Annotated in this window: 20 protein-coding genes and 3 tRNA genes; 9 read left to right on the forward strand and 14 right to left on the reverse strand. The window is 39.9% G+C overall.

Annotated elements, in window-relative coordinates:
• Positions 1-50: 50 nt before the first annotated feature.
• Positions 51-1211 carry a pyridoxal phosphate-dependent aminotransferase gene (locus tag OK025_RS16540; protein WP_317665435.1) on the reverse strand — a complete coding sequence of 387 codons (1161 nt, stop codon included), beginning with the start codon at positions 1209-1211 and terminating at the stop codon, positions 51-53.
• A gap of 265 nt (positions 1212-1476) precedes the next feature.
• Here OK025_RS16540 and OK025_RS16545 point away from each other — a divergent pair, with 265 nt between their 5' ends.
• The 4 genes from OK025_RS16545 (at position 1477) to OK025_RS16560 (ending at position 5963) form a co-directional block, all read left to right on the forward strand.
• Entirely contained in the window at positions 1477-3300 is a 1824-nt protein-coding gene (locus OK025_RS16545; RefSeq protein WP_317665436.1) for an ABC transporter ATP-binding protein, read from the forward strand.
• A gap of 103 nt (positions 3301-3403) precedes the next feature.
• Entirely contained in the window at positions 3404-4603 is a 1200-nt protein-coding gene (gene mqnE, locus OK025_RS16550) for an aminofutalosine synthase MqnE (protein WP_317665438.1), read from the forward strand.
• Positions 4604-4615: 12 nt separating this feature from the next.
• Complete coding sequence (locus OK025_RS16555; protein ID WP_317665440.1) at positions 4616-5242, forward strand: histidine phosphatase family protein; 627 nt, start codon at positions 4616-4618, stop codon at positions 5240-5242.
• Entirely contained in the window at positions 5235-5963 is a 729-nt protein-coding gene (locus OK025_RS16560) for a menaquinone biosynthesis protein (RefSeq protein WP_317665441.1), read from the forward strand. Before OK025_RS16555 ends, OK025_RS16560 begins: the two co-directional genes overlap by 8 nt.
• Positions 5964-6469: 506 nt before the next feature.
• Here OK025_RS16560 and OK025_RS16565 read toward each other — a convergent pair.
• The 6 genes from OK025_RS16565 to OK025_RS16590 all read right to left on the reverse strand — a co-directional run bounded on the left by OK025_RS16565 (position 6470) and on the right by OK025_RS16590 (position 12172).
• The gene (locus OK025_RS16565; RefSeq protein WP_333574712.1) at positions 6470-7723 is read right to left on the reverse strand and encodes a DEAD/DEAH box helicase; all 1254 of its coding nucleotides are present in this window, start codon (positions 7721-7723) and stop codon (positions 6470-6472) included.
• Between the two features lie 239 nt (positions 7724-7962).
• Positions 7963-9009, reverse strand: coding sequence for an aspartate--ammonia ligase (gene asnA / locus OK025_RS16570; RefSeq protein ID WP_317665445.1), 1047 nt, complete (start codon positions 9007-9009; stop codon positions 7963-7965).
• A 255-nt stretch (positions 9010-9264) separates the two neighbouring features.
• Entirely contained in the window at positions 9265-9591 is a 327-nt protein-coding gene (locus tag OK025_RS16575; protein ID WP_046675441.1) for a HesB/IscA family protein, read from the reverse strand.
• Between the two features lie 81 nt (positions 9592-9672).
• Positions 9673-10851 (reverse strand): cysteine desulfurase family protein, encoded by a 1179-nt coding sequence (locus tag OK025_RS16580; protein WP_317665448.1) that lies wholly within the window; start codon positions 10849-10851, stop codon positions 9673-9675.
• A gap of 26 nt (positions 10852-10877) precedes the next feature.
• Positions 10878-11186: a DUF983 domain-containing protein gene (locus OK025_RS16585; RefSeq protein WP_317665450.1), complete on the reverse strand. Its 309-nt coding sequence runs from the start codon at positions 11184-11186 to the stop codon at positions 10878-10880.
• 119 nt (positions 11187-11305) lie between these two features.
• On the reverse strand, positions 11306-12172 hold the full coding sequence (locus OK025_RS16590) for an AraC family transcriptional regulator (RefSeq protein WP_201669205.1): 867 nt from the start codon (positions 12170-12172) through the stop codon (positions 11306-11308).
• 143 nt (positions 12173-12315) lie between these two features.
• Between OK025_RS16590 and OK025_RS16595 the strand changes: the two genes are divergently transcribed.
• Entirely contained in the window at positions 12316-13173 is an 858-nt protein-coding gene (locus OK025_RS16595; RefSeq protein ID WP_317665452.1) for a mechanosensitive ion channel family protein, read from the forward strand.
• Here OK025_RS16595 and OK025_RS16600 read toward each other — a convergent pair.
• From OK025_RS16600 to OK025_RS16625, 6 genes are all read right to left on the reverse strand, one after another.
• The gene (locus tag OK025_RS16600) at positions 13170-13328 is read right to left on the reverse strand and encodes a hypothetical protein (RefSeq protein ID WP_167450500.1); all 159 of its coding nucleotides are present in this window, start codon (positions 13326-13328) and stop codon (positions 13170-13172) included. The genes OK025_RS16595 and OK025_RS16600 overlap by 4 nt on opposite strands.
• Positions 13325-14299, reverse strand: coding sequence for a D-glycerate dehydrogenase (locus OK025_RS16605; RefSeq protein ID WP_317665455.1), 975 nt, complete (start codon positions 14297-14299; stop codon positions 13325-13327). Before OK025_RS16605 ends, OK025_RS16600 begins: the two co-directional genes overlap by 4 nt.
• A gap of 153 nt (positions 14300-14452) precedes the next feature.
• Entirely contained in the window at positions 14453-15883 is a 1431-nt protein-coding gene (locus OK025_RS16610) for a serine hydrolase domain-containing protein (protein WP_317665457.1), read from the reverse strand.
• Between the two features lie 31 nt (positions 15884-15914).
• The gene (locus tag OK025_RS16615; RefSeq protein WP_075993408.1) at positions 15915-16655 is read right to left on the reverse strand and encodes a LytR/AlgR family response regulator transcription factor; all 741 of its coding nucleotides are present in this window, start codon (positions 16653-16655) and stop codon (positions 15915-15917) included.
• Positions 16648-17694: a sensor histidine kinase gene (locus OK025_RS16620; RefSeq protein ID WP_317665460.1), complete on the reverse strand. Its 1047-nt coding sequence runs from the start codon at positions 17692-17694 to the stop codon at positions 16648-16650. The genes OK025_RS16615 and OK025_RS16620 overlap by 8 nt, the downstream gene beginning before the upstream one ends.
• A gap of 3 nt (positions 17695-17697) precedes the next feature.
• Positions 17698-18573, reverse strand: a complete 876-nt coding sequence (locus tag OK025_RS16625; protein WP_317665462.1) for a LiaF transmembrane domain-containing protein — start codon at positions 18571-18573, stop codon at positions 17698-17700.
• A 266-nt stretch (positions 18574-18839) separates the two neighbouring features.
• Here OK025_RS16625 and OK025_RS16630 point away from each other — a divergent pair, with 266 nt between their 5' ends.
• Entirely contained in the window at positions 18840-19175 is a 336-nt protein-coding gene (locus OK025_RS16630; protein WP_209574768.1) for a DUF3276 family protein, read from the forward strand.
• Positions 19176-19270: 95 nt separating this feature from the next.
• On the opposite strand, the gene OK025_RS16635 is transcribed toward OK025_RS16630, so the two are convergent.
• Positions 19271-20113: an alpha/beta hydrolase gene (locus OK025_RS16635; RefSeq protein ID WP_317665467.1), complete on the reverse strand. Its 843-nt coding sequence runs from the start codon at positions 20111-20113 to the stop codon at positions 19271-19273.
• Between the two features lie 187 nt (positions 20114-20300).
• Between OK025_RS16635 and OK025_RS16640 the strand changes: the two genes are divergently transcribed.
• The 3 genes from OK025_RS16640 to OK025_RS16650 all read left to right on the forward strand — a co-directional run bounded on the left by OK025_RS16640 (position 20301) and on the right by OK025_RS16650 (position 20722).
• Positions 20301-20374, forward strand: a tRNA-Arg gene (locus tag OK025_RS16640).
• Positions 20375-20403: 29 nt separating this feature from the next.
• Positions 20404-20477, forward strand: a tRNA-Arg gene (locus tag OK025_RS16645).
• Positions 20478-20648: 171 nt separating this feature from the next.
• A tRNA-Arg gene (locus tag OK025_RS16650) sits at positions 20649-20722 on the forward strand.
• Positions 20723-20731 lie beyond the last annotated feature (9 nt).

A 20731-nucleotide genomic window follows, 5' to 3' on the forward strand; every position in this document is an offset into this window, starting at 1 on the left:
TATTCTATCGATAATTTCAAGGCAGTTAAACTGCCCCGACATCGAATGTCTTAGAAATTATCTTTAATGCGCTGGATTGATTCTTTGAGTACCTCTACTGTGGCACAGAGACTGATGCGTATATATTGATCACCTTTGTCTCCGAAAATTCCACCCGGTGTAATAAATACCCGTGATTTGTCCAAAACAGCATCGCTCAGCGCATAACCATCCTTATATTTTTCAGGGATGCGTGCCCATACAAACAGACCTACTTGGTCCTTTTGATAAGAACAGTCCAGTAAATCCATAATTTCATACACCTGTTGACGTCTTTCAGCGTAAATTTTGTTCAGATCAGCATACCAGGAGGCATCAAGTTGTAAGGCTTTTGCCGCAGCCAGCTGAACAGGTAAAAACATACCTGAGTCCATGTTGCTTTTGAAACGGAGGACTTGGTTTATACGTTCTTCGGCACCCACGAGCACACCAATTCGCCATCCTGCCATATTGGAAGACTTGCTTAGCGAATTCAATTCAATGGCCACATCTTTCGCGCCAGGGATACTCATAATGCTTCTTGGCGTATCTGTCAAAATAAAGCTATACGGATTATCGTGGCAAATCAGGATATTATGCGCTTTGGCAAACTGAATCAGCTCTTGATAAAATGCATCGGGTGCGGAGGCACCTGTTGGCATATGAGGATAGTTTATCCACATCAGTTTAACCTTTGACAAGTCTTGTTTTTTGAGCTCATTTAGATCAATAAGCCAATTTTTCTCCTGTGTAAGATTATAGGTAATCGCTTCAGCACCGCTCAGTCTCACAGCAGCAGCATAAGCTGGATAGCCGGGGTTGGGTATAAGTGCTTGGTCTCCTTCCTGAAGATAGGTCATACAGATGTGTACAATACCTTCTTTTGACCCAATTAGGGGAAGTATTTCTGTGTTGGGATTAAAAGTCGCATGATAATAACGTTGATACCAATCTGCAACGGCTTGTCGTAGGGCGGGGGCGCCTTTATAGTTTTGATAGCCATGTACATTTGGAAGTTGGGCATTCGTATTTAATGTCTCGATCACCTCCGGGTGTGGGGGCAAGTCTGGACTTCCAATTCCTAGGTTGATTACACGCGCACCCTGTTTGTTCAACTCATCTATTTCTCTCAATTTTTTGGAGAAATAATATTCTTCAGTGTGCTGCAATCTTTTGGCAACGTCTATTTGCATTTTATTTTAATAAATTTGGTATTTGAATAAGGCTAAATTAGGGAATTATCTATTAAAAGGAGATTTTTTTATCGATTTTTCAAGCTGAACAAGCTGAATGCTTTGTTCTTGAGATGCAACAATTTTATAGTCCCTTACCAGGATATGTGCATTTCTTGATTAATTTGTTATTTTTGTTCAATTTCCTCGTCAAAAATCTGAAAGGTAGAGGAGAGACCGACGAATGACTTTTCGTATAAAGGTAATTTGTCTTAGTTCAAAATAAATGAAAACATATTTTAGGCTCTTATCGTTTGCTAAACCCATTGAGAAATTTGCAATCCCCTATGTAATTTGCACGCTGATCACGGTTATATTTAGCACTTTGAATTTAGCATTACTTGCTCCATTACTCCATACACTTTTTAATGCAGGTAAAGAGACCACTGTGGTCGTAAAACCTGAGGCTTATACAGATATTCTCGCCTGGTTTAATTACTACGCCAGTGTTGCCAACAATCAATTTGGAGCCTATGGTGCATTGAAATACGTCTGTATTGTAATTGTAATCTCTGTTTTTATCAGCAATTTATTTCGTTATTTCTGTCAGCGCATTATGGAGAATTTCCGGATTCATACCCTGCTTAAATTGCGTAGAGCAGTGTTTGATAATGTGATGGATCTGCATGTTGGCTATTTTACGGGACAACGAAAAGGTGATATTGTTTCTAAAGTAGCATCCGATGTGCAGGTTGTGCAATATTCTGTTACCGGAACGTTACAGGTGATTTTTAAGGAGCCTTTGCAACTGATCGCGTATATCGTGATGCTGTTTAATATTTCTCCAAAATTGACTTTTTTCTCCCTTCTGGTTATTCCTATATCTGGATTTTTTATTGCAAGAATCGTCAAGAATCTCAAAAGTCAGGCGCATGCCGCACAGGAGTCGTATGGAAATATGATTTCTTATTTGGACGAAGCATTATCTGGGATTAAAATTATCAAAGCTTTCAATGCGGTCTCCTTTATTAAGAACAGATTTCATAATGAGAACGAACGTTATGCGAATATCGGCCGTGCTATGGCTAAAAGACAACAGTTAAGCTCGCCTGTTTCTGAGCTGCTGGGTGTCATTATGGTCGCAATTATTCTTTTATATGGTGGTCATTTGGTGCTTTCAGGAGATAAAGGGTTAACTGCGCCGGAATTTATCGCCTATATCGCTATTTTTTCACAGGTGATGCGCCCTGCTAAAGCGTTAACAGATTCGTTTAGTGGTATACACAATGGTCTGGCTGCGGGAGAACGGGTGTTGGAGCTGATCGATGAAAAGACGGAAGTGAAAGATCGCGCCGACGCGAAGCTTGTGAAAAGCTTTGAGAAGAGTATTGTATTTAATCAGGTTAATTTTTCGTATACCAAAGATAAAGAGATTCTCCAGAACATCGATTTAACGATAGAAAAAGGGCAGGTCGTTGCATTGGTAGGGCCCTCAGGTGGGGGGAAATCAACGTTGGTTGATTTGATTCCGCGCTTTATGGACGTCACTGGAGGGCAAATTTTGTTTGATGGTACTGATTTACGGGATTTTAACCAAGATTCTTTACGGAACATGATTGGTGTCGTCAATCAGGAGTCCATTTTGTTTAATGATACGATCTTCAATAATATCGCTTTTGCTAATCTTTCTGCCAGCCAGGAAGAGGTAGAAGCCGCTGCACGAATTGCCAATGCCCATGAATTTATTTTGAAAACAGAACATGGCTATCAGACCAACATTGGTGATCGGGGCGGTAAATTATCGGGTGGACAACGCCAGCGGATCTGTATCGCACGGGCTGTCTTAAAAAATCCACCGATTATGCTTCTTGATGAGGCGACGTCTGCGCTAGATACCGAATCGGAGAAATTGGTGCAGGATTCCTTATACAAATTAATGGACAACAGAACAACAGTTGTCATTGCCCACCGCTTAAGTACCATCCAGAATGCCGATAAAATTGTGGTTATTGAGGCTGGAAAAATTGTAGAAGCGGGCAGCCATAGTGAGCTGATACAACGCGAAGGATTATATCGGAAATTAATCGAGATGCAGCAATTTACAGATTAGCTTTCTTTTCTAAGAGGTTTGTAAAATTAGTTGTTATCACATTTTTTATTATAACTTTTGTTGCCTTTTCGGTACATTTGATTTAAGATAGGAGATACATTTAATGAACGCAATAGATAAATTGAATTTCTTGATTAACGATAAGAATTTAGCTGTCGAGTTGAGAGATATAGCGGAGAAAGTTTTGCGAGAGGAGCGTATCACTTTTGAGGAAGGAGTGCTTTTATATGAAAAAGGTGAGTTAGGTTATCTTGGTGTGCTTGCTAACTATATTCGGGAGAAACGCCATGGAGATCATACTTTTTTCAATCGTAATTTTCACATTGAGCCGACGAATGTTTGTGTCTATGACTGTAAGTTCTGTTCGTATTCCCGCTTAATAAAAGAACGGGCAGAAGGTTGGGAGATGGAAGTTGACGGCATGATGGATATTGTCAAAAAATATGACAGTGAGGCTGTTACTGAGGTTCATATCACGGGCGGGGTTGTTCCTAAACAAAACCTCGAATTTTATGCCGATTTCTTTCGCAAATGTAAGGCACATCGTCCCGAGTTGCATATTAAAGGACTTACACCTGTAGAATATTACTATATTTTTAAGAAGGCAAAATTAAGCCATTACGATGGCCTGAAGTATTTGCAATCCTGCGGGTTGGATTCGATGCCAGGAGGGGGAGCAGAAATTTTTCATCCAGAAGTGAGAGAACAGATTGCACATGATAAATGTACCGCCGAACAATGGTTGGATATTCATGAGCAAGCGCATAAGCTGGGAATGCATACCAATGCAACCATGCTGTACGGTCATATTGAGCAGTTTTGGCATCGTGTGGATCATATGGAACGCTTGAGACAGCTGCAGGATAAGACTGGCGGTTTTCAGACCTTTATTCCTTTGAAATTTAGAAATAAAGAGAATCAAATGTCCCATATTCCCGAGGTATCCGTGATCGAAGACTTAAGAAATTATGCGATCGCTCGAATTTATATGGATAATTTTGACCACATCAAAGCCTATTGGGCGATGATCTCGAGAGATACAGCCCAGTTGTCCTTAGCTTTTGGGGTCGATGATATCGACGGTACACTGGATGATACGACAAAAATATACAGCATGGCTGGAGCAGAAGAGCAAAAGCCGGGAATGACCACACAAGAGGTTGTTGAGCTTATAAAGAATGTAGGACGCCATCCGATTGAAAGGGATACCCTCTATAATGTAGTTACCGACTATAATGATTTTGTTTTTGATTCAGGTAGCCAAAAGAAAAGTTATTACGCATTGCCTGTTGTCAATTCCTAAAAGATATCGCAATTGAAAAAGACATTTTATTTTATACGACACGGACAGACTGATCTAAATTTAAAAGGCATTGTGCAGGGGCGGGGGGTTAATTCGCCGCTCAATAAAATGGGCCTAGCGCAAGCACAGGCTTTCTTTGATCGTTACAATACAGTGCCTTTTGACAAAATATATACCTCCACCTTATTACGTACACATCAAACTGTACAGGGATTCCTTGATTTGGATTTACCCTGGGAACAGCTTGTTGGATTGGATGAGATCAGCTGGGGTATTTATGAAGGAAAAGAACAAACACCGGAGCTGCTTGCCGGTTTTGAAAAATTGGTAGCAGCATGGCGCAATGGAGAATTGGATGTCAGTATTGAAAACGGAGAATCTCCTAATGCATTGATGGCCCGTCAACAGGTCGCTTTGGATCATATGCTCGCTCAGACAGATGAAAAGAATATACTCGTATGTATGCACGGTCGTGCGCTACGGATTATGCTTTGTCTAATGACAGGTGTCGATGCCCGTTATATGGATGATTTCCCGCATACAAATACTGCTTTATATAAATTGCTGTATGATAATGGTCAATTTGAGATTGTGGACCATTATAATACCGCACACTTAGAAGCATTGATAAATGAATAAAATTAGAGTTTCTGCCGTATCGTATACCAATACTTATCCATTTTTGAATGGAATACGTAAATCGAAAGTGATGGAGCAAATCGACTTGAGCGTTGATTATCCAAGCGCATGTGCACAGAAAGTAATCGATGATCAAGCTGATATCGGTATTATACCGACAGCTGCCTTATTAAGTTTGCCCGAGTATTATATTAATACCGATTTTTGTATCGGCACAGAAGGTGCTGTTGATTCTGTCTTTATTTTTGCCAATAAACCTATTGCAGAGGTAAAAACTTTACGTTTAGATAAGCAATCCCGTACTTCTAATGGTTTGGCACGTGTATTAATTAAGAATTATTGGAAGAAGGAAGTCGAATTGGTCACTGATGAATCTATAGAGCCAGATGCCTATGTTTTAATTGGGGATCGTACTTTCGGTAAGAAGAATGCAGTACCCTATGTTTATGATTTGGGGGAAGAGTGGTTTAACTTTACTGGATTACCTTTCGCTTTTGCCTTATGGGTCAGTAACAAAAAACTTCCCGACTCTTTTGTGGAGCAATTTAATGAAGCTTTAGCCTATGGCGTTGAACATGCAACCGATGTGATAGCCGGTCTCCCAGAATTTGAGGGCTTTGATTATACCAAATATCTGACGCAGCATCTTAATTTCCATTTAACAGATAAGAAGCGTGAAGCTGTAAAATTGTATCTCCGGTATTTAAAAGAACTGGATTAACCTGGGGCGCTTGACCTGAACAGGAACCATGACATACCCTGAAAAATTTTAAATCAGAATTGCCAGGTAAGCCCTCACAATGCCGTGTAAGGCTTACCTGACAATTGATTCCCCGGGTGCACTAACCCCCCGATAAATTCCCTTTATTTCCTGCTTTTGTTTATAACGACTTCGGTAAGGCGTATAACTCCGCTTATACCACGTTTGGAATCAACAGGGTAACAGTACCCTTTTTACAGGGTATTAACAGGGGGTTAATAGGGGTACCACCCCTGTTAACCCCCTGTTATACCCCTGCTAACCCCCTGTAATACCCCTGTTAAAGTCAAACATGATATTAACCAAAAGTTAATCAGGTTCCTATAAAAAAACCACTCATTGAGTGGTTTTTATATCAACTTATTTAAACGACAATGCAGGTCTCCCTATGCATCGAATCACAGTTTGTGATGGATCTGACCTTCGCCAGCGAAATAGGTAAGAAGGATCTCTTGGCGCGTAAAGAACTAGGTACGTCCAATTTTTACTTTACGTCCTTTTATTTTTTGCCCACTAGCCTTATTGATAATAATGGAAGCAAGCTTTCTTTTAACGGCAACATAAGCGACCTTATCTTTCACTTCTATTATACCGATGTCGTCTTTTTCAACACCTTCCAAATGCAGGAGAAAACCTACGATGTCAATTTTATTGACTTTATCTTTTCGTCCAGCACTGATATAAAGTGTGGCGAAGGGTGAATTTTCCGGAAGATCATAGTATTCGGGAAATTCCTCTTCAGGTATTTCTTCCGCTATATAGGGATAGGCTTCTTCAGGCTTTAAGATGACATAGACATCACCCTTTGCCTGCATACGCGCAGTACGTCCATTGCGATGAATAAAGCCATCTTCTTTATGCGGTAGCTGGTAATGAATAATGGCATCGACTTCGGGGATATCCAGCCCTCTTGCAGCCAAATCGGTCGTGATCAAAACATTGTTGGAATGATTACGGAATTTGAGAAGCGCCAGCTCACGATCTTGCTGTTCAAGTCCGCCATGAAATGTGTCGTGAATAATATTGCGATTGTCCAGCAATTCGCTGATGTGATCTACTGCATCGCGATGATTACAGAAAATAATCATTTTTTTCGTCCCAATCTTGCAGATGAGTTTTAGCAATGCCTCCAATTTCTTTTGAACAGGGGCAACGACCTTTTTTATTGTAATGCGGGGTATGTTCTGTGAGTTATTCAGAAAATCAACAAGGATAGGCTCCTTTATCTGTGTAAATGGCGGGATTGCATCCATCATCGTTGCAGAAGTCAATATCCGTGATCTGATGGCCGGTATATGTCGAATAATGAAATCCATTTGATGCTGAAATCCCAGTTCCAACGATTTATCAAATTCGTCTAACACAAGGGTGTGGATACTGGTCGGATCAAAATTTCCTTCTTCGATATGTTGTTTTATCCGTCCTGGAGTTCCAATAATAATCGCGGGAGCATCTTTAAATTCATTTTTTTCGATACGGGTGCTGTGACCGCCATAGGCACAGGTGACTTTCTGACCTGTGGCCACTTTGCGTAGCACTTGTTCTATCTGTAAGGCAAGTTCGCGGGTCGGCACTAAAATCAGTACTTGAACCTCCCGAACGATTTCCTTCAATTGCGCTAAAATGAGCAATGAAAAGGCCAGGGTTTTGCCAGATCCTGTAGGTGAAAGTAAGATGAAATCATGGTCTTTTTGATACGATTCCACTACTTTTTCTTGCATCTCATTTAAGGATGAAATGCCTAATTTATTTAAAATAGCTTCTAGCTGCATTTGACAAAAATACAAAATACCGCTATCTTGAAAGGAACAAACCAGAATGAAAATTTTTCAGGCATTTTATACCTAAAAAAAAGCAAGGTAACCGGTCTATAAAAGATGATTACCTTGCGTTGATTTGTATCGATATACTGGAAAACGCGTTATAGTTGCCGTGTTATTAATTCTTATTAAGTATTGTTTTATAAGATATCAATACCTTCTTGTCTTAGCGTTTCTTTTTTGTCCTCTTCCCAGATACTAACTTGGACTTCTCCAATATGTTGTTTCTTGAGCATAAACATACAGACACGTGATTGTCCGATCCCACCGCCCATAGATTCTGGTAATTGATCATTAAGTAACATGCTGTGGAAGGTCAGTTTGGATTTTTCAGTACAGTTTCTGATTTCCATTTGATGTGCCAAGGCTGTTTTGTCGACACGAATTCCCATGGAAGAAAGTTCAAACGCTGAATTTAAGATCGGGTTCCATACGAGAATATCGCCGTTCAATCCTTTGTGCCCAGCCTCATTTGCTGTACTCCAGTCGTCGTAGTCCGCTGCGCGACCATCGTGAGCCACACCATTGCTGAGCGCCCCTCCGATACCATATAAAAATACTGCTCCGTGTTCTTTTGTGATTGCATTTTCACGTTCTTTTGCCGTTAGATTAGGATATTTTTGTAGCAGTTCTTCTGCCGAAATGAATGTAATGGTTTCCGGAAGAATTGCTTTTACCTGTGGATACTTGCTTTCAACCTGTTGTTCCGTAAATCGTAACGCATCGTAAATTTTTAATACGGTTTCTTTCAGTAAGGCCAAGTTACGTTGATCTTTATCGATTACTTTTTCCCAGTCCCATTGGTCTACATAGATTGAATGGATTGGCGTATAGTCTTCATCAGGTCGTAGCGCTTTCATGTCTGTGACGATGCCTTCTCCAGGTAGCATTTCAAGCTCTTTTAAACGGACTCTTTTCCATTTTGCCAATGAATGTACCACGACAGCTCTTTTTTCATTCAATGATTTAATCGGAAATGATACCGGACGCTCAATTCCATTTAAGTCATCGTTTAATCCTGTGCCGTCCAAAACCACCAATGGTGATGAGATCGGAATTAAATTTAATGCTTTCTTTAGTTGTTGGACAAATGTATCTTTAACGAAGCTGATAGCAACTTCGGTACTTAAAAGTTTTCTTCCCTCCATATGAGTCAAATGAAATACCATGCGCGGATTGATACGCATAGTTTTTTTATTTTTTATTCAGTTATTTCATACAAAAGTATGAAAATATCACTGGTTAATCTGTTTGGTTGTGATTTTTAATATTTATCCATTAAAAAGTTGAAAAAATAAAAAAATTCTAACAAAATGAAGGTAGGTCAATATTTAATTATAAAACTAATAATTTGTTGGTGCGACTAAAAGTGTTTGGTTACTTACCAAAAGAGCCCTGAAATATTTCAGGGCTCTTCTGTTTATGGTGGATCGATTGATTGACTATACGGAGAAGCTTTCGCCGCAAGCGCAGGTGCGGCTTGCATTGGGATTGTGAAATTCAAAGCCTTTTCCATTCAGGCCGTCTGAATAATCCAGTTCTGTACCGGCCAGGTATAAAAACGATTTGATATCCAAACAGACTTTTACGCCTTTATCTTCGAAAAATTGATCACCTTTTTTTTCCTCATTGTCGAAGTTCAGTTTATAACTCAAACCCGAGCAACCGCCACTTTCCACAGCAACACGCACAAAGTAATTGCTGTCATATTGCTCATCCTTCATGATTTCCTCGATACGAGTTTTTGCTTTGTCAGTAACTGTAATCATAGTATTATCCTTTGTATAAAGCAAAGATACGTACAATCTTGCTATATTTCGACTGTTATAAAGTTTTTAGAATGTCATAAATTAGTCGATCAGGCCAGCTTTGAAAAGTTGCCAGATGGGGGATTGATCGCGGATTTTGTGAACCGCTGCTGTGATCAATTGGGCACATTGTATAATATCCTCTTGCGTCGTAAATATGCTTAAGCTAAAGCGAATGGCCGATAATGCATCTTCTTTGGAAATACCCATTGCCATTAAAACATGGGAAGGTTCTCTGGAGCCGGTCACGCATGCTGAACCGGAGGAAAGGGCCAAGGTGGGGCAGGCTGTCATAATTTCGCTGGCCAGGATATGTTTAAAGCTAATGTAACTGGTGTTTGGTAGGCGGGGTGCATTTTTTCCATGAATGATAATTTCAGGAATCTCACTTAAAATTTCTTCCAATAGATTGCGGTTTCGTTCGACCGTATTATAAACTGCTGGTTTAATCAGAGACATGGCTTTTCCAAAGCCGACGATAGCTGGCACATTGTATGTGCCGCCTCTAAATCCGCTTTCCTGACCACCGCCGATAAGGAGAGGAGTAATTTGAATCGGTTTCGATTTTCTTCGGATGTAGAGTGCGCCGACTCCTTTTGGGCCATGAAGTTTGTGAGCACTTAAGCAGAGTATGTCGATATTTAATTTTTGTAGATCAATGTCGATTTTTCCAATGGCCTGTGTCGCATCACAAAAAAATAAGACGTCTTTTTCGGTACAGATATCGGCTATTTGTGCGATAGTAGATAGCACACCTGTTTCATTGTTGGCCGCCATGATACAGACCAGTATTGTCTGGGCTGTGATTGCATTCTTTAAATCATCGAGGGCAATCATCCCTTGTGCGTCGACTGGCAGGTAGGTGATTTCGGCCCCCTGCTTGGCTAACTGTTCGCAGCAACTTAATACGGCTTTGTGTTCTGTTGAAACGGTGATAATATGATTCCCCTTAGACTGGTATTTGTCAAATATGCCACAGATTACGGTATTAATACTTTCCGTTGCACCTGAATTGAAAAATAGTTCTTTTGGAGCGCAATTTAGGGCGACTGCGATTTGACTGCGTGCTCGCTGAACGGCAGCATTGGCTTCGCGCCCCATTTGGTGATAGACACTCGATGCGTTCGCATAGTTTTGGATGAAGTAGGGCGTTATCTCGTTCCATACTTCATCCAAAATCCGCGTAGTGGCATTATTGTCCAAATAAATGATATCCTTCATCAGGATAAAGATAAGGATAATGAAGGTTATGCTGAAGCCTTCACATCAACTTCCTTTTTTTTGACATTTGGATCATATCTCAAGCCCGGCGTTAACCAATACATCAGTACGATACGCGAGTAGCGGTAGTTGAAGGGTGACATCAACACAACGCTCATGATGGCAACTGTTGCATAGAGTATAAAAGAAGAATCGTTTCCTGTCAGAATATAGGTTGCCATGCAAGCAGTAACCATTTCAGCAATAGAGAAAGCATAGGTTACGTACATCGCGCCATAGAAATAGCCCGGTTCACGCTCATAGCGTAGGCCGCAGTAATCACAGTGGCTGTTCATTTTTTGAACTTTCAGACCGTACGCAGGCCCTTGGTACACATGGCCGATTCTACATCTTGGACATTTTGCTTGCCATGCAGCTTTAAATTCAGATAATTCGTATTTAACCTCTTCCATAGTTATAGTTGTTTTCTGAACTCTTCAGGTGTGAGCCCAGCGGATTTCTTGAAAAATTTAGTAAAGTATGAGTTGTCCTTAAATTGCAGCTCATCTGCAATTTCGGTAATGTTTAAATTTCTATTGACCAGGAGCCGCTTTGCTTCAAGGACAATGCGGTTCCGGATGATTTCTCCCGCAGACTGTCCAATATAAGACTTACAGATCGCGTTGAGATGATTGGGCGTGATAAATAGCTGATCCGCATAAATGCTGGGCAGCTTGGTCGATTTAAACTGCTGTTCAACCAATTGCTGAAAGCTGTTGAATATTTTATGATTGTAGGGATTGCCTCTTTCGAGATGTTCCTTCTCTGTAGCAATTGAAATATATAATATAAATTGCAGTAAAAGTGTACGGATATAGTCTTCCGATAATCGCTCGGCTTTGGCGGATAAGATTTGGTCGAGAATAGCAGTCGCCTGGTAACGATACTGTTCAGCCAACACGAATATCAGATGTTCAATTTTACCCTGTAGAAAGCTAAAGCGCTCCAGGTAGTCGGCGCGTAAAAGAAAGGATTGGAAGTAATCAATGGAAAAATTGACGACATAACCTGCTTCATCCCCTACAAAATTCCAGGTATGCACCTGGCCTGGCACCATAAAATAGATCTGATAAGGCGCTATCTTATAATGATTAAAATCAATGATATGCTCACCCGACCCTTTGGTGAAAAGGACGAAATGAAAAAAATTATGCTTATGGGGGAATACCATATCCTGATGCTTGATGATATATTCTTTCAGATCATCAATGTGAATCGTTGTGTTATTGTTGAGATCAATACTACAACTATCAATGATAGGTATGGTGTTTTTTCTAATCATATTACAAAATTAGGGTAAATATTCTTTTATAAGTGGTGTTTATTTATTGTTTTGTGGTATTTTTCAATGATTTTGATGTTTTGGTGTTTTGTTCGTGATGTTGGAACAATCCTTGTTTGTAAAATTTTAAAATATATTTATAAATGGAAAGTAATTTGAATAGCCTAGGAACGAGATTTGGGCGATTAACCGACATTGTGATTGAATCAATACCGGGGATTATTGGGGGAATTATCCTATTAATTCTCGGTAAATATGTCATTGGTTTTGTGGACCGATTATTACATAAACGTTTTGAAAAGAAAAATGTGGATCCGTCGATCCGGGCTTTTATCTCTAGCATCGTCAAGATTGTCATGTGGGTGATGTTGCTTCTCACCGTAGCAAGCCAGATTGGGATTCAGACAACATCTTTTATTGCTGCGTTGTCTGCTTTTGGGTTGGCAGTTGGTATGGCGCTTCAGGGCAGCTTGAGCAATTTTGCTGGCGGAGTGCTCATATTGATGTTTAGGCCTTTTGAAGTAGGGGATTCCATATCAAGTGCAAATGGTACTGCAGGTACGGTAGAACGGATTGATATCTTGTATTCCACGTTAATTGGTGATGATGGGGTGCGTGTTTTTAGCCCCAACGGACCCTTGGCTAATTCAGTGATCAAAAATTATACGAAAATCGTCCAACGGATGTTTGAATATACCATCAGTATCTCTTATGATAAAAACGTAAAAGAAGCGAAAGATATCATATTAAGGGTTCTCCGTTCGAATGAGAATGTGTTGACAAGTCCGGAGCCAACTGTTTTCATCAAAGAATTGGGGGACAGTGCCATGGTTTTGACCGTTCGAGCCTGGACGAAAAGAGAGCACTATGTCGCTGCGCGAAACTCGATGCAGGAAAAGATTATGTTGGAGCTGGAAAGGAACGATATTAGTTTATCTTCCAATCCGACGCAGATTAGCATTGTTTCAAATTCAAGTGACCAAGGAACTGCAAAAGCTTAGTCCTGGTCCGTTTCCAATGCATGTATAAGGACAAAGTACCTGTAGGCAATGATAGCCTGCTGGTACTTTTTTAATTTTAACGGATCCATCTTACCGTATTTTGGTAAGATGGCCTTATTTAAGCTGTTTAAAAGCTGAAAAAATCTTCTTTTCATGGATACACTTCTTTATTGATAATTTGGGGCATTTTTTCGCCTTTGATTGCTGCCAATAAGTTGCTGGCGGCCATCAATGCCATATTATCCCTTGTTTCTACGGTGGCAGAGCCGATGTGCGGCAGGACACAAACATTTTCCATAGTTAACAGTGGATTTTTTGGATCCATCGGCTCCGGGTCGGTTACATCAAGCCCGGCTCCCCATAATTGGCCAGTCTGCAGGGCTTCTGTTAGATCCAATTCATTGACCAATCCGCCCCTAGCCGTATTCACTAATATAGCGGAGTTTTTCATGCGCGTAAACGTATTTTTGTCAAACCGGTTTTTAGTCTCCGCTGTCAAAGCAGCATGAATCGAAAGTACATCGCTCTGCGTGAGTAGATTGTCGAAATTAACATATCGTGCGCCAAGAATTTGTTCAGCTTCCTCATTACGGCTCCGATTGTAATAGATAATTTCCATGTTATACGCTGCTTTGGCCTTTCTGGCGAATTCAAAGCCAATTCGTCCCAGTCCATAGATGCCCAGTGTTTTGTTATTGAGCTCGATACCCAGGTTTGCCGTAGGATCAAAACCTTTCCATTCGCCCTGCAAAATTCTCTTGTGGTTGAAAAATGCTTTCCGCGATACCGATAGCATCAAGAGGAAAGCAACGTCTGCTGTTGCTCCTGAAAGGATGCCCGGTGTATTGCTTACGGGTATTCCATGCTGTGTAGCGGCTGAGATATCCACATTGTCATAGCCTACACTCATGAGGGATAGGGCTTTCAGGTTGGGGCAGTTTTGAAAAAAATTAGCGTCAAACTTTTGCATCCCACCGTTAAGGACGTAGTCGGCCTGTTGGCTAGCTTTGATAAGCTCCGTTTCGGATAGGGGGGTACTTGAATCGTGAATCGTAAGGTCGTGCCCAGCAGATTTTAATAGATCTATGCCTTTTTGTGGAATTTTTTTAGTGATAAATATCTTCATGTAAATAGATACTGTTTAGCTTGTTGTTGGTTGATTCCTCTGAATCCATTTGTTTTGTCCTATCTTCAAAATTAATGATCACTCATCGCTATTACAACAAAAAAAGCCATATTGTTGTTTCAATATGGCTCATTATTCCTTGTTTTTTGAACTTTACTTTTTACGGAGTAGGTAATCCAAAATAGCTTTACCCTTATCATCGGCGGAGATGGCTGAATTGGACAAGATGACTACGCCACTTTTTTTGTCGGGCGATAAGGCTAAATAGGAGCTACTTCCGGCAGTTCCACCATTGTGCCAATAAACCGTTAGGTCGTCAACCAAATTCATATGCCATGCAAGTCCTAGATCCGTATCCGGGGGGAGAAAAAATGTAAATAACCGGGTGTTTGCCATTGCATTTTCCAATGGAGTCTGTGGCATTTTAAATTGCGCATTCGCAAATTTAAGCAGATCCTCCAGAGTTGATTTTAATCCACCAGCAGCACCGAAAGTGTCAAACGACCAAGGAATTACTTCTTGGCCTTCTTTGTTATATACTTTAAAAGTATCTTTTCTCTTAGGGTCTAATACTTGAAAGGTATTACTCATTTCAAGTGGTTTACAGATGATATCTTTTACAAGCTGATCATAACTTTTTTTATAGATACTGCATATAATGTCTCCTAATACGGCGTAACCAAGGTTGCTGTACTCATATTCTTCACCTGGATTTTTTTTATTTTTAAAGCCTGAGAGGTAATTATAAAGTGCTTTTTTGTCGTATGTTTTGTAGGGGTCACTTTCGTTAAATCCTTTGACTTTGTCAAGATTGTCAGGAAGTCGAGGGAAGCCAGAGGTATGATTGGCCAACATTTGAAATGTTATTTTCGAAAGCGCTTCATTTTTTTTGAGTGAGTCAGGAAGAAATAGCGAAATAGGTTGATCTAACGTGACTGTTCCTTCTTCGACAAGATTTGACAAAAGTATAGCGGTAAAAACTTTGCTCAGCGAACCGATTTCATAAATAGATGTTTTTGTTGGTGGAGTTTGGTTGCCTTTGGCCGTCTCGCCATAGAAATAGGTTTTGGTTTGTCCGTTCTTTAAAATGCCAATGGCAAGTGATTGTGTGTTTTGTTGTTTCAGGTACGTATTTGCAACTGAATCGACAAAAAGGTCGTCGTTATCGACAGATTTCTGAGTAGCAGGTACCACAATAGTTTTTTCCACTTGAGGCTTTCCTGCTAAAGGTGTGAATTTTAATGTATTGAATTTTAGGGTAGTATCCGTTGCAAAAAGGACCGCATATGATTTGCTGTCGAAGTCCATTTGATAGGTTGCAAGCCCTTTTTCAAATTCTTGTATCGTTGAACTTTTTACTCTTCCTAAGGGGTATAGCTCTTGGAGTACTTGCGTGAATTTGGATAGGCTAATTTGCTGTTTGAAAGAATCACTGGCCAAATTATAGGCGGAGTCTGTCATCTGGGAATTGATAAAAAATTCCAGCTTATTGTAAACTCCTCTGTTGATCTGTTCCGCAGGATTCGTTTGGGCAAAGGAGTAAGAAGAGATGCCCAGCAATACTATTGTAATTAAATGTTTCATAACTATTGATGGGCACAAATCTACGGAATGTTTAAATTCCAATCAATTGTTTTAATCGTGCATAGCCTGATTTACTGATATTGAGCTTTTCGCCCGAGGTCAGTGCAGCAATATAAGAGTCTTTTTCATAAGGTTCCAATTTAGCCAACTGGTCCACTTTGATGATAAAAGAACGGTGGATGCGGACAAATTGATTTGGATCCAAAGATTTTTCAAAAAAGGACATGGTTTTGTTCTTGAGGTACATGCCATCTTTGGTATGAATCTTAACATAGTCATCGTAGGATTCAAGATATTTGACGGTATCAATTGGGATAATTTTGATCTGGGTGCCTGTTTTTACAACAATACGGTCAATTTTTGTTTCGTCTTGCGCTGTAAGGACTTCGTAATTGGGCTGTACCTTTTTCTCCGGAGCTGAGAAGTTAGCCCTAAATTTTTCCAGGGCTTTTTTGAAGCGCGTAGGTGATACCGGTTTTAACAGGTAATCCAATGCGTTCTTCTCAAAAGCTTTTAAGGCGTACTCATCAAAAGCCGTCGTAAAGATGACAGCTGGTGGATTGTCTATCAGTTCCAGCATTTCAAAACCCGTTAATTTGGGCATTTGTACGTCCAGAAAAATTAAATCAGGTTCATGGGTATGAATAGCCTTAACGCCTTCAAAACCATCGCCACATTCGGCAACGACCGATACATCGGCCTCATTTTTTAAGTAACCGGCAATAATGGAGCGTGCCAAGGGTTCATCATCGATAATAACGACTTTAATCATATTGAGGTATTTTTAGGGTACTGATAAATATATTGTCCTGAATCTGAGTTTCAAGGAGATCATTTCTTCCATAGAGGAGGTACAATCGGCGTTGAATGCTCGAAAGCCCAAATCCAGTGCCTTTTTTCGGTTTTGATTGCTCTTCAGTATCGAATGGATTGGTGATTTGGATCATTAATTGACCTTCATTCGACTGGCATTTTATTTTAATTTCTACTTGATCCGTTACATTATATAATCCGTGTTTAATCGCATTTTCTACCAGTGGCTGAATAATCATGGCTGGTAATCTATTGTTGAAAATTTCTTCTGAGGAAGAGATGGATGTATTTAGTCGATGACCGAAGCGTACTTTTTCAATATCAAGATAAAGTTGAAGGTGATCGAGCTCTTCTTCAAGTGTGATAATTTGATTGTTTTCTTTTCTTAATGTTCCTCTTAAAAAGTCCGATAACTGGAATGTCATGTTTCGGGCTTCATCCGGATTGGCGCCAATAAGTGCTATAATGGAGTTGAGGCTATTGAATAGGAAATGCGGCTGTAACTGTTGTCTTAAATTATACAGTTCGGCTTCCCGAAGTAAATTTTCGGATTCCTGCTTCCGCTTGATATTGTTGATGTTGTCTTCCTGAATATTCCAAACGATATTGATAATGGCAACAGAAGTCAAAATGAGGAAGTTAACGATACCCCTATAGGGTAAGGTTAAATCCAGCAATGGGGTAAAGGTCGATTCGATAAAGTAACTCATCAAAAATCGGCTTAATGCGATGCTTATTGCGCCCATGATTAATCCGATGATGAGTACCTTCCAAATCTCCCGAGGTTGCGGGGTATAGAAATTGAGTGCTGATGACATGCCATAGCAGCAAAACATCATCACCACACTGTTTATAAATGAATCTTTGAATGCGAGTTGTTGGTCGAAACCAGAACGAAGCATCAATAAATATTGTAACGCGAGATATCCGATAAATACGGATATACATATAATGCCAATTAAACGACTTTTAACACTGAGGAACAGTTTGTTTTTCATCTATTAAGCATTTTTTATGGTTAAATTGCCTAAAATACAGGTCCCTGTAATGTATATTTTCTTATCCGTATCAGGATTATAAATTGTTTGAAAGCGGCGGTCATCAACAGATCCTAAGACCGATGCCACGTTGCTAAATACCGTCCAATGTGGTGGAATGATAATACGTGCGCTACCAAACAATTGGAATGTATCGATCACAATGGGTTGTTGAATATCCGCTTTTGTTAAATCCAGTTCTACACTCCCAAATACATTGGTCAAGTTGCCACCTCTAAAATTTTTGGAATAGATTACTTTCTTTTGGCCCGCAAAAATACTGTTCAAGTTGAGGTTATCTTCAAATGACTGTTGAAAAGGATCTTTGTCGCCAAAAGCCTGCTGATTAGGCGAGGCTTGTTGGCTTGATCCATATTGTTCGTTGAAAGGTCTTGATTCCTGATCAGCGGGGCTACTGTCTATAGGTTCTGCTGTCGGAACATGAACTCGTTTATCCCAGTCATAAGAGCCTTGCGGCGGATGAGGATACGTTGGGGGAACCATCGGCGGTTTCCTTTTGCTCATGATAAAGTAAATACCGAGCGAAATGATGATGATCGGGACGGTTACCGAACCAAAGTCTGTGCGCATCATTCTTGAGATCAGGCTTGCTCCACCTATGATCAACAAGATAATTGCCGATTTTTTCTGAAATTGGGAATTTATACCAATAACCAATCCAATGATGATTAATATCGTTTGCCAGCCAAATAACCAATCCGGAAACCAGCTTCCTAAATTGAGGTTATTCAATAATAAGAATATACCTACGATGATCACAATCGCTCCTACAATATTGCGGCTATTATTGCTGTTTGGTATGATGGGTTCTTTTTCCATAATGTTTTTACTATTTATGACTCAAAGATAGAGGCACAAATATATTCTACATATTTGCTTTAGGTAATACAACTTATATTTTCGGTAAATGTAATGATTTCGTCGGTAAAAAATCTTGTTGTTTAATTTTTGTCTTGGTTATAAATAGTAGGGGACTGCCATTTTTACGCGTAATTGTCTTTTTTTTTAATATTATTTGGTGTATTAAAATGAATTATTATATATTTATCAAAGATTAAGATTACTTTAAACTTAAATAACAACCAATGGGAGATTTTGAAAACAAAGAACGTGAAGAAGTTTTTTCAAAAAAGGTGAGAGCAGGTAAGCGTACTTATTTTTTTGATGTAAAAGCAACTCGATCGAACGATTACTACATTACTATCACAGAAAGCAAGAAACGCTTTGAGGATGGCCAGTTTATTAAGCATAAGATTTTCTTATATAAAGAAGATTTTGAAAAGTTCGCTGAAGGTTTGACAGATGTGGTGAATTACATCAAGTCCAATCAGGAAGTAATCGAGAAACGTTATGAGCCTAACTTTGACGATGCATACGCTGAAGAAGCGGGTGCCCGTTCAAAAGACGATTTTTCGTTCTAATATTTGTAGAACGGAATCTTAATGAAAAAAAGAAATAAAAGCCACTAAAGTGGCTTTTTTGCTTTCTGAAAAATGGTTCGTTCTGCAATGTCGTGCTAGGAGGATATAAGCGGTATACTGCGCAGAAAATCATTTAGCACCGCATTAAATTTTTCGGGTTCTTCCAAATTGGGCAAGTGTCCGGATTCTTCAAATTCCATATAGCGGACATCCGGTATATTCTCGATGAGGATATCGGTTTGTTCTGCGCTCATCAATTTGTCGTGTTTACCTTTTATGACCAATGTTGGAATAATGATTGTTCTCAACGAATGCGTTGTATCTGTTCGTGATGCAAGAGCAAGTTGTGTTGCGCAAATGCTGGCGACTTCATTTCTGCGGATACAGCTTTTGATAAGTTCAACAGCTTCGGGGTTTTCACGGATTGTTTTATCGTGAAATACATTGGCGATAAACCCAATGGCAAATGGCCTTCTGCCGTACTTTAACAAGGCCTGGATGGAATCAAAACGCTTTTGTTTAGCTTTATTGTCGTCGGCAAGTGAATTGGTGTCACAAAGGACAAGTCCTTTGAGCTGTTGTCCGATTAGTTCATAAGTCCGGAGTGCTATGTAGCCTCCCATGGAGATTCCACAGAGGATGACGTGATTGAGGTCGAGCTTACGGATAAATTCCACAAGATCTTTAGCAAAAACATCAACGGAGAAAAAACCATGTCCGTTGGTACTCAGTCCATGTCCCCGAACATCGATCGCGATGCCCGTATATTCTTCGTCAAGTTGAAGGAGCTGTTGTTTCCATGTATTTTTGTTGAATGGAAAGCCATGGATAAATAGGACGGTTTTGGGAGAAGGGTAAGCGGTGCTTGGCCGAATGTAGTAGGAGATGCTGATGTCTCCGATGCGGATTTTACTGCGTTTTAATTCTCTTTTGCTCATGAATGCTAATATTTGTCCGTGTCTGAAAAAAAAAGTTGATATTTTAAATATAATATTATCAACGAGATAAAAGAAATGTTGTTCTATAAAGTTGAAAAAAGAGAAAAAATGTTTGTGAAATTGATAAATATACCGATATTTGCATCACCAAAACGGAAAAGGATAACGGATTTGTTTTGGTTGCCTAGCGCTCCTAGCTCAATTGGATAGAGCATCTGACTACGAATCAGAAGGTTAGGGGTTCGACTCCCTTGGTGCGCACAAATACAGTTTTTGTATTGTTAAAAGAGGCATTCCTAGCTCAATTGGATAGAGCGTCTGACTACGGATCAGAAGGTTAGGGGTTCGACTCCCTTGGAGTGCACATCGAAAAGCCAATCAAAGCGATTGGCTTTTGTTTTTAGCGGTGCTGCAGTAGAGCAGTCGATGGAAGGAGGGAACTTCTTTTTGAAAAAAAATTTGTAAAAAAACGAATTCTGACTATATTTGCGTCACCAAAACAAATGGGACAGAGTTCTAAACGTAATGGTTTAATGCGCTCCTAGCTCAATTGGATAGAGCATCTGACTACGGATCAGAAGGTTAGGGGTTCGACTCCCTTGGAGCGCACAACTGAAA

This window comes from Sphingobacterium sp. UGAL515B_05 (genome assembly GCF_033097525.1).
In the GTDB taxonomy this organism is placed as follows: domain Bacteria; phylum Bacteroidota; class Bacteroidia; order Sphingobacteriales; family Sphingobacteriaceae; genus Sphingobacterium.

What these genes read in the sequence shown, in the direction of transcription:
- OK025_RS16540 (WP_317665435.1), bottom strand. Translation starts at nt 1,211, where the DNA reads ATGCAAATAGACGTTGCCAAAAGATTGCAGCACACTGAAGAATATTAT.
- OK025_RS16545 (WP_317665436.1), top strand. Translation starts at nt 1,477, where the DNA reads ATGAAAACATATTTTAGGCTCTTATCGTTTGCTAAACCCATTGAGAAA.
- mqnE (WP_317665438.1), top strand. Translation starts at nt 3,404, where the DNA reads ATGAACGCAATAGATAAATTGAATTTCTTGATTAACGATAAGAATTTA.
- OK025_RS16560 (WP_317665441.1), top strand. Translation starts at nt 5,235, where the DNA reads ATGAATAAAATTAGAGTTTCTGCCGTATCGTATACCAATACTTATCCA.
- OK025_RS16565 (WP_333574712.1), bottom strand. Translation starts at nt 7,723, where the DNA reads ATGCAAGAAAAAGTAGTGGAATCGTATCAAAAAGACCATGATTTCATC.
- asnA (WP_317665445.1), bottom strand. Translation starts at nt 9,009, where the DNA reads ATGCGTATCAATCCGCGCATGGTATTTCATTTGACTCATATGGAGGGA.
- OK025_RS16575 (WP_046675441.1), bottom strand. Translation starts at nt 9,591, where the DNA reads ATGATTACAGTTACTGACAAAGCAAAAACTCGTATCGAGGAAATCATG.
- OK025_RS16580 (WP_317665448.1), bottom strand. Translation starts at nt 10,851, where the DNA reads ATGAAGGATATCATTTATTTGGACAATAATGCCACTACGCGGATTTTG.
- OK025_RS16585 (WP_317665450.1), bottom strand. Translation starts at nt 11,186, where the DNA reads ATGAACAGCCACTGTGATTACTGCGGCCTACGCTATGAGCGTGAACCG.
- OK025_RS16590 (WP_201669205.1), bottom strand. Translation starts at nt 12,172, where the DNA reads ATGATTAGAAAAAACACCATACCTATCATTGATAGTTGTAGTATTGAT.
- OK025_RS16595 (WP_317665452.1), top strand. Translation starts at nt 12,316, where the DNA reads ATGGAAAGTAATTTGAATAGCCTAGGAACGAGATTTGGGCGATTAACC.
- OK025_RS16600 (WP_167450500.1), bottom strand. Translation starts at nt 13,328, where the DNA reads ATGAAAAGAAGATTTTTTCAGCTTTTAAACAGCTTAAATAAGGCCATC.
- OK025_RS16605 (WP_317665455.1), bottom strand. Translation starts at nt 14,299, where the DNA reads ATGAAGATATTTATCACTAAAAAAATTCCACAAAAAGGCATAGATCTA.
- OK025_RS16610 (WP_317665457.1), bottom strand. Translation starts at nt 15,883, where the DNA reads ATGAAACATTTAATTACAATAGTATTGCTGGGCATCTCTTCTTACTCC.
- OK025_RS16615 (WP_075993408.1), bottom strand. Translation starts at nt 16,655, where the DNA reads ATGATTAAAGTCGTTATTATCGATGATGAACCCTTGGCACGCTCCATT.
- OK025_RS16620 (WP_317665460.1), bottom strand. Translation starts at nt 17,694, where the DNA reads ATGAAAAACAAACTGTTCCTCAGTGTTAAAAGTCGTTTAATTGGCATT.
- OK025_RS16625 (WP_317665462.1), bottom strand. Translation starts at nt 18,573, where the DNA reads ATGGAAAAAGAACCCATCATACCAAACAGCAATAATAGCCGCAATATT.
- OK025_RS16630 (WP_209574768.1), top strand. Translation starts at nt 18,840, where the DNA reads ATGGGAGATTTTGAAAACAAAGAACGTGAAGAAGTTTTTTCAAAAAAG.
- OK025_RS16635 (WP_317665467.1), bottom strand. Translation starts at nt 20,113, where the DNA reads ATGAGCAAAAGAGAATTAAAACGCAGTAAAATCCGCATCGGAGACATC.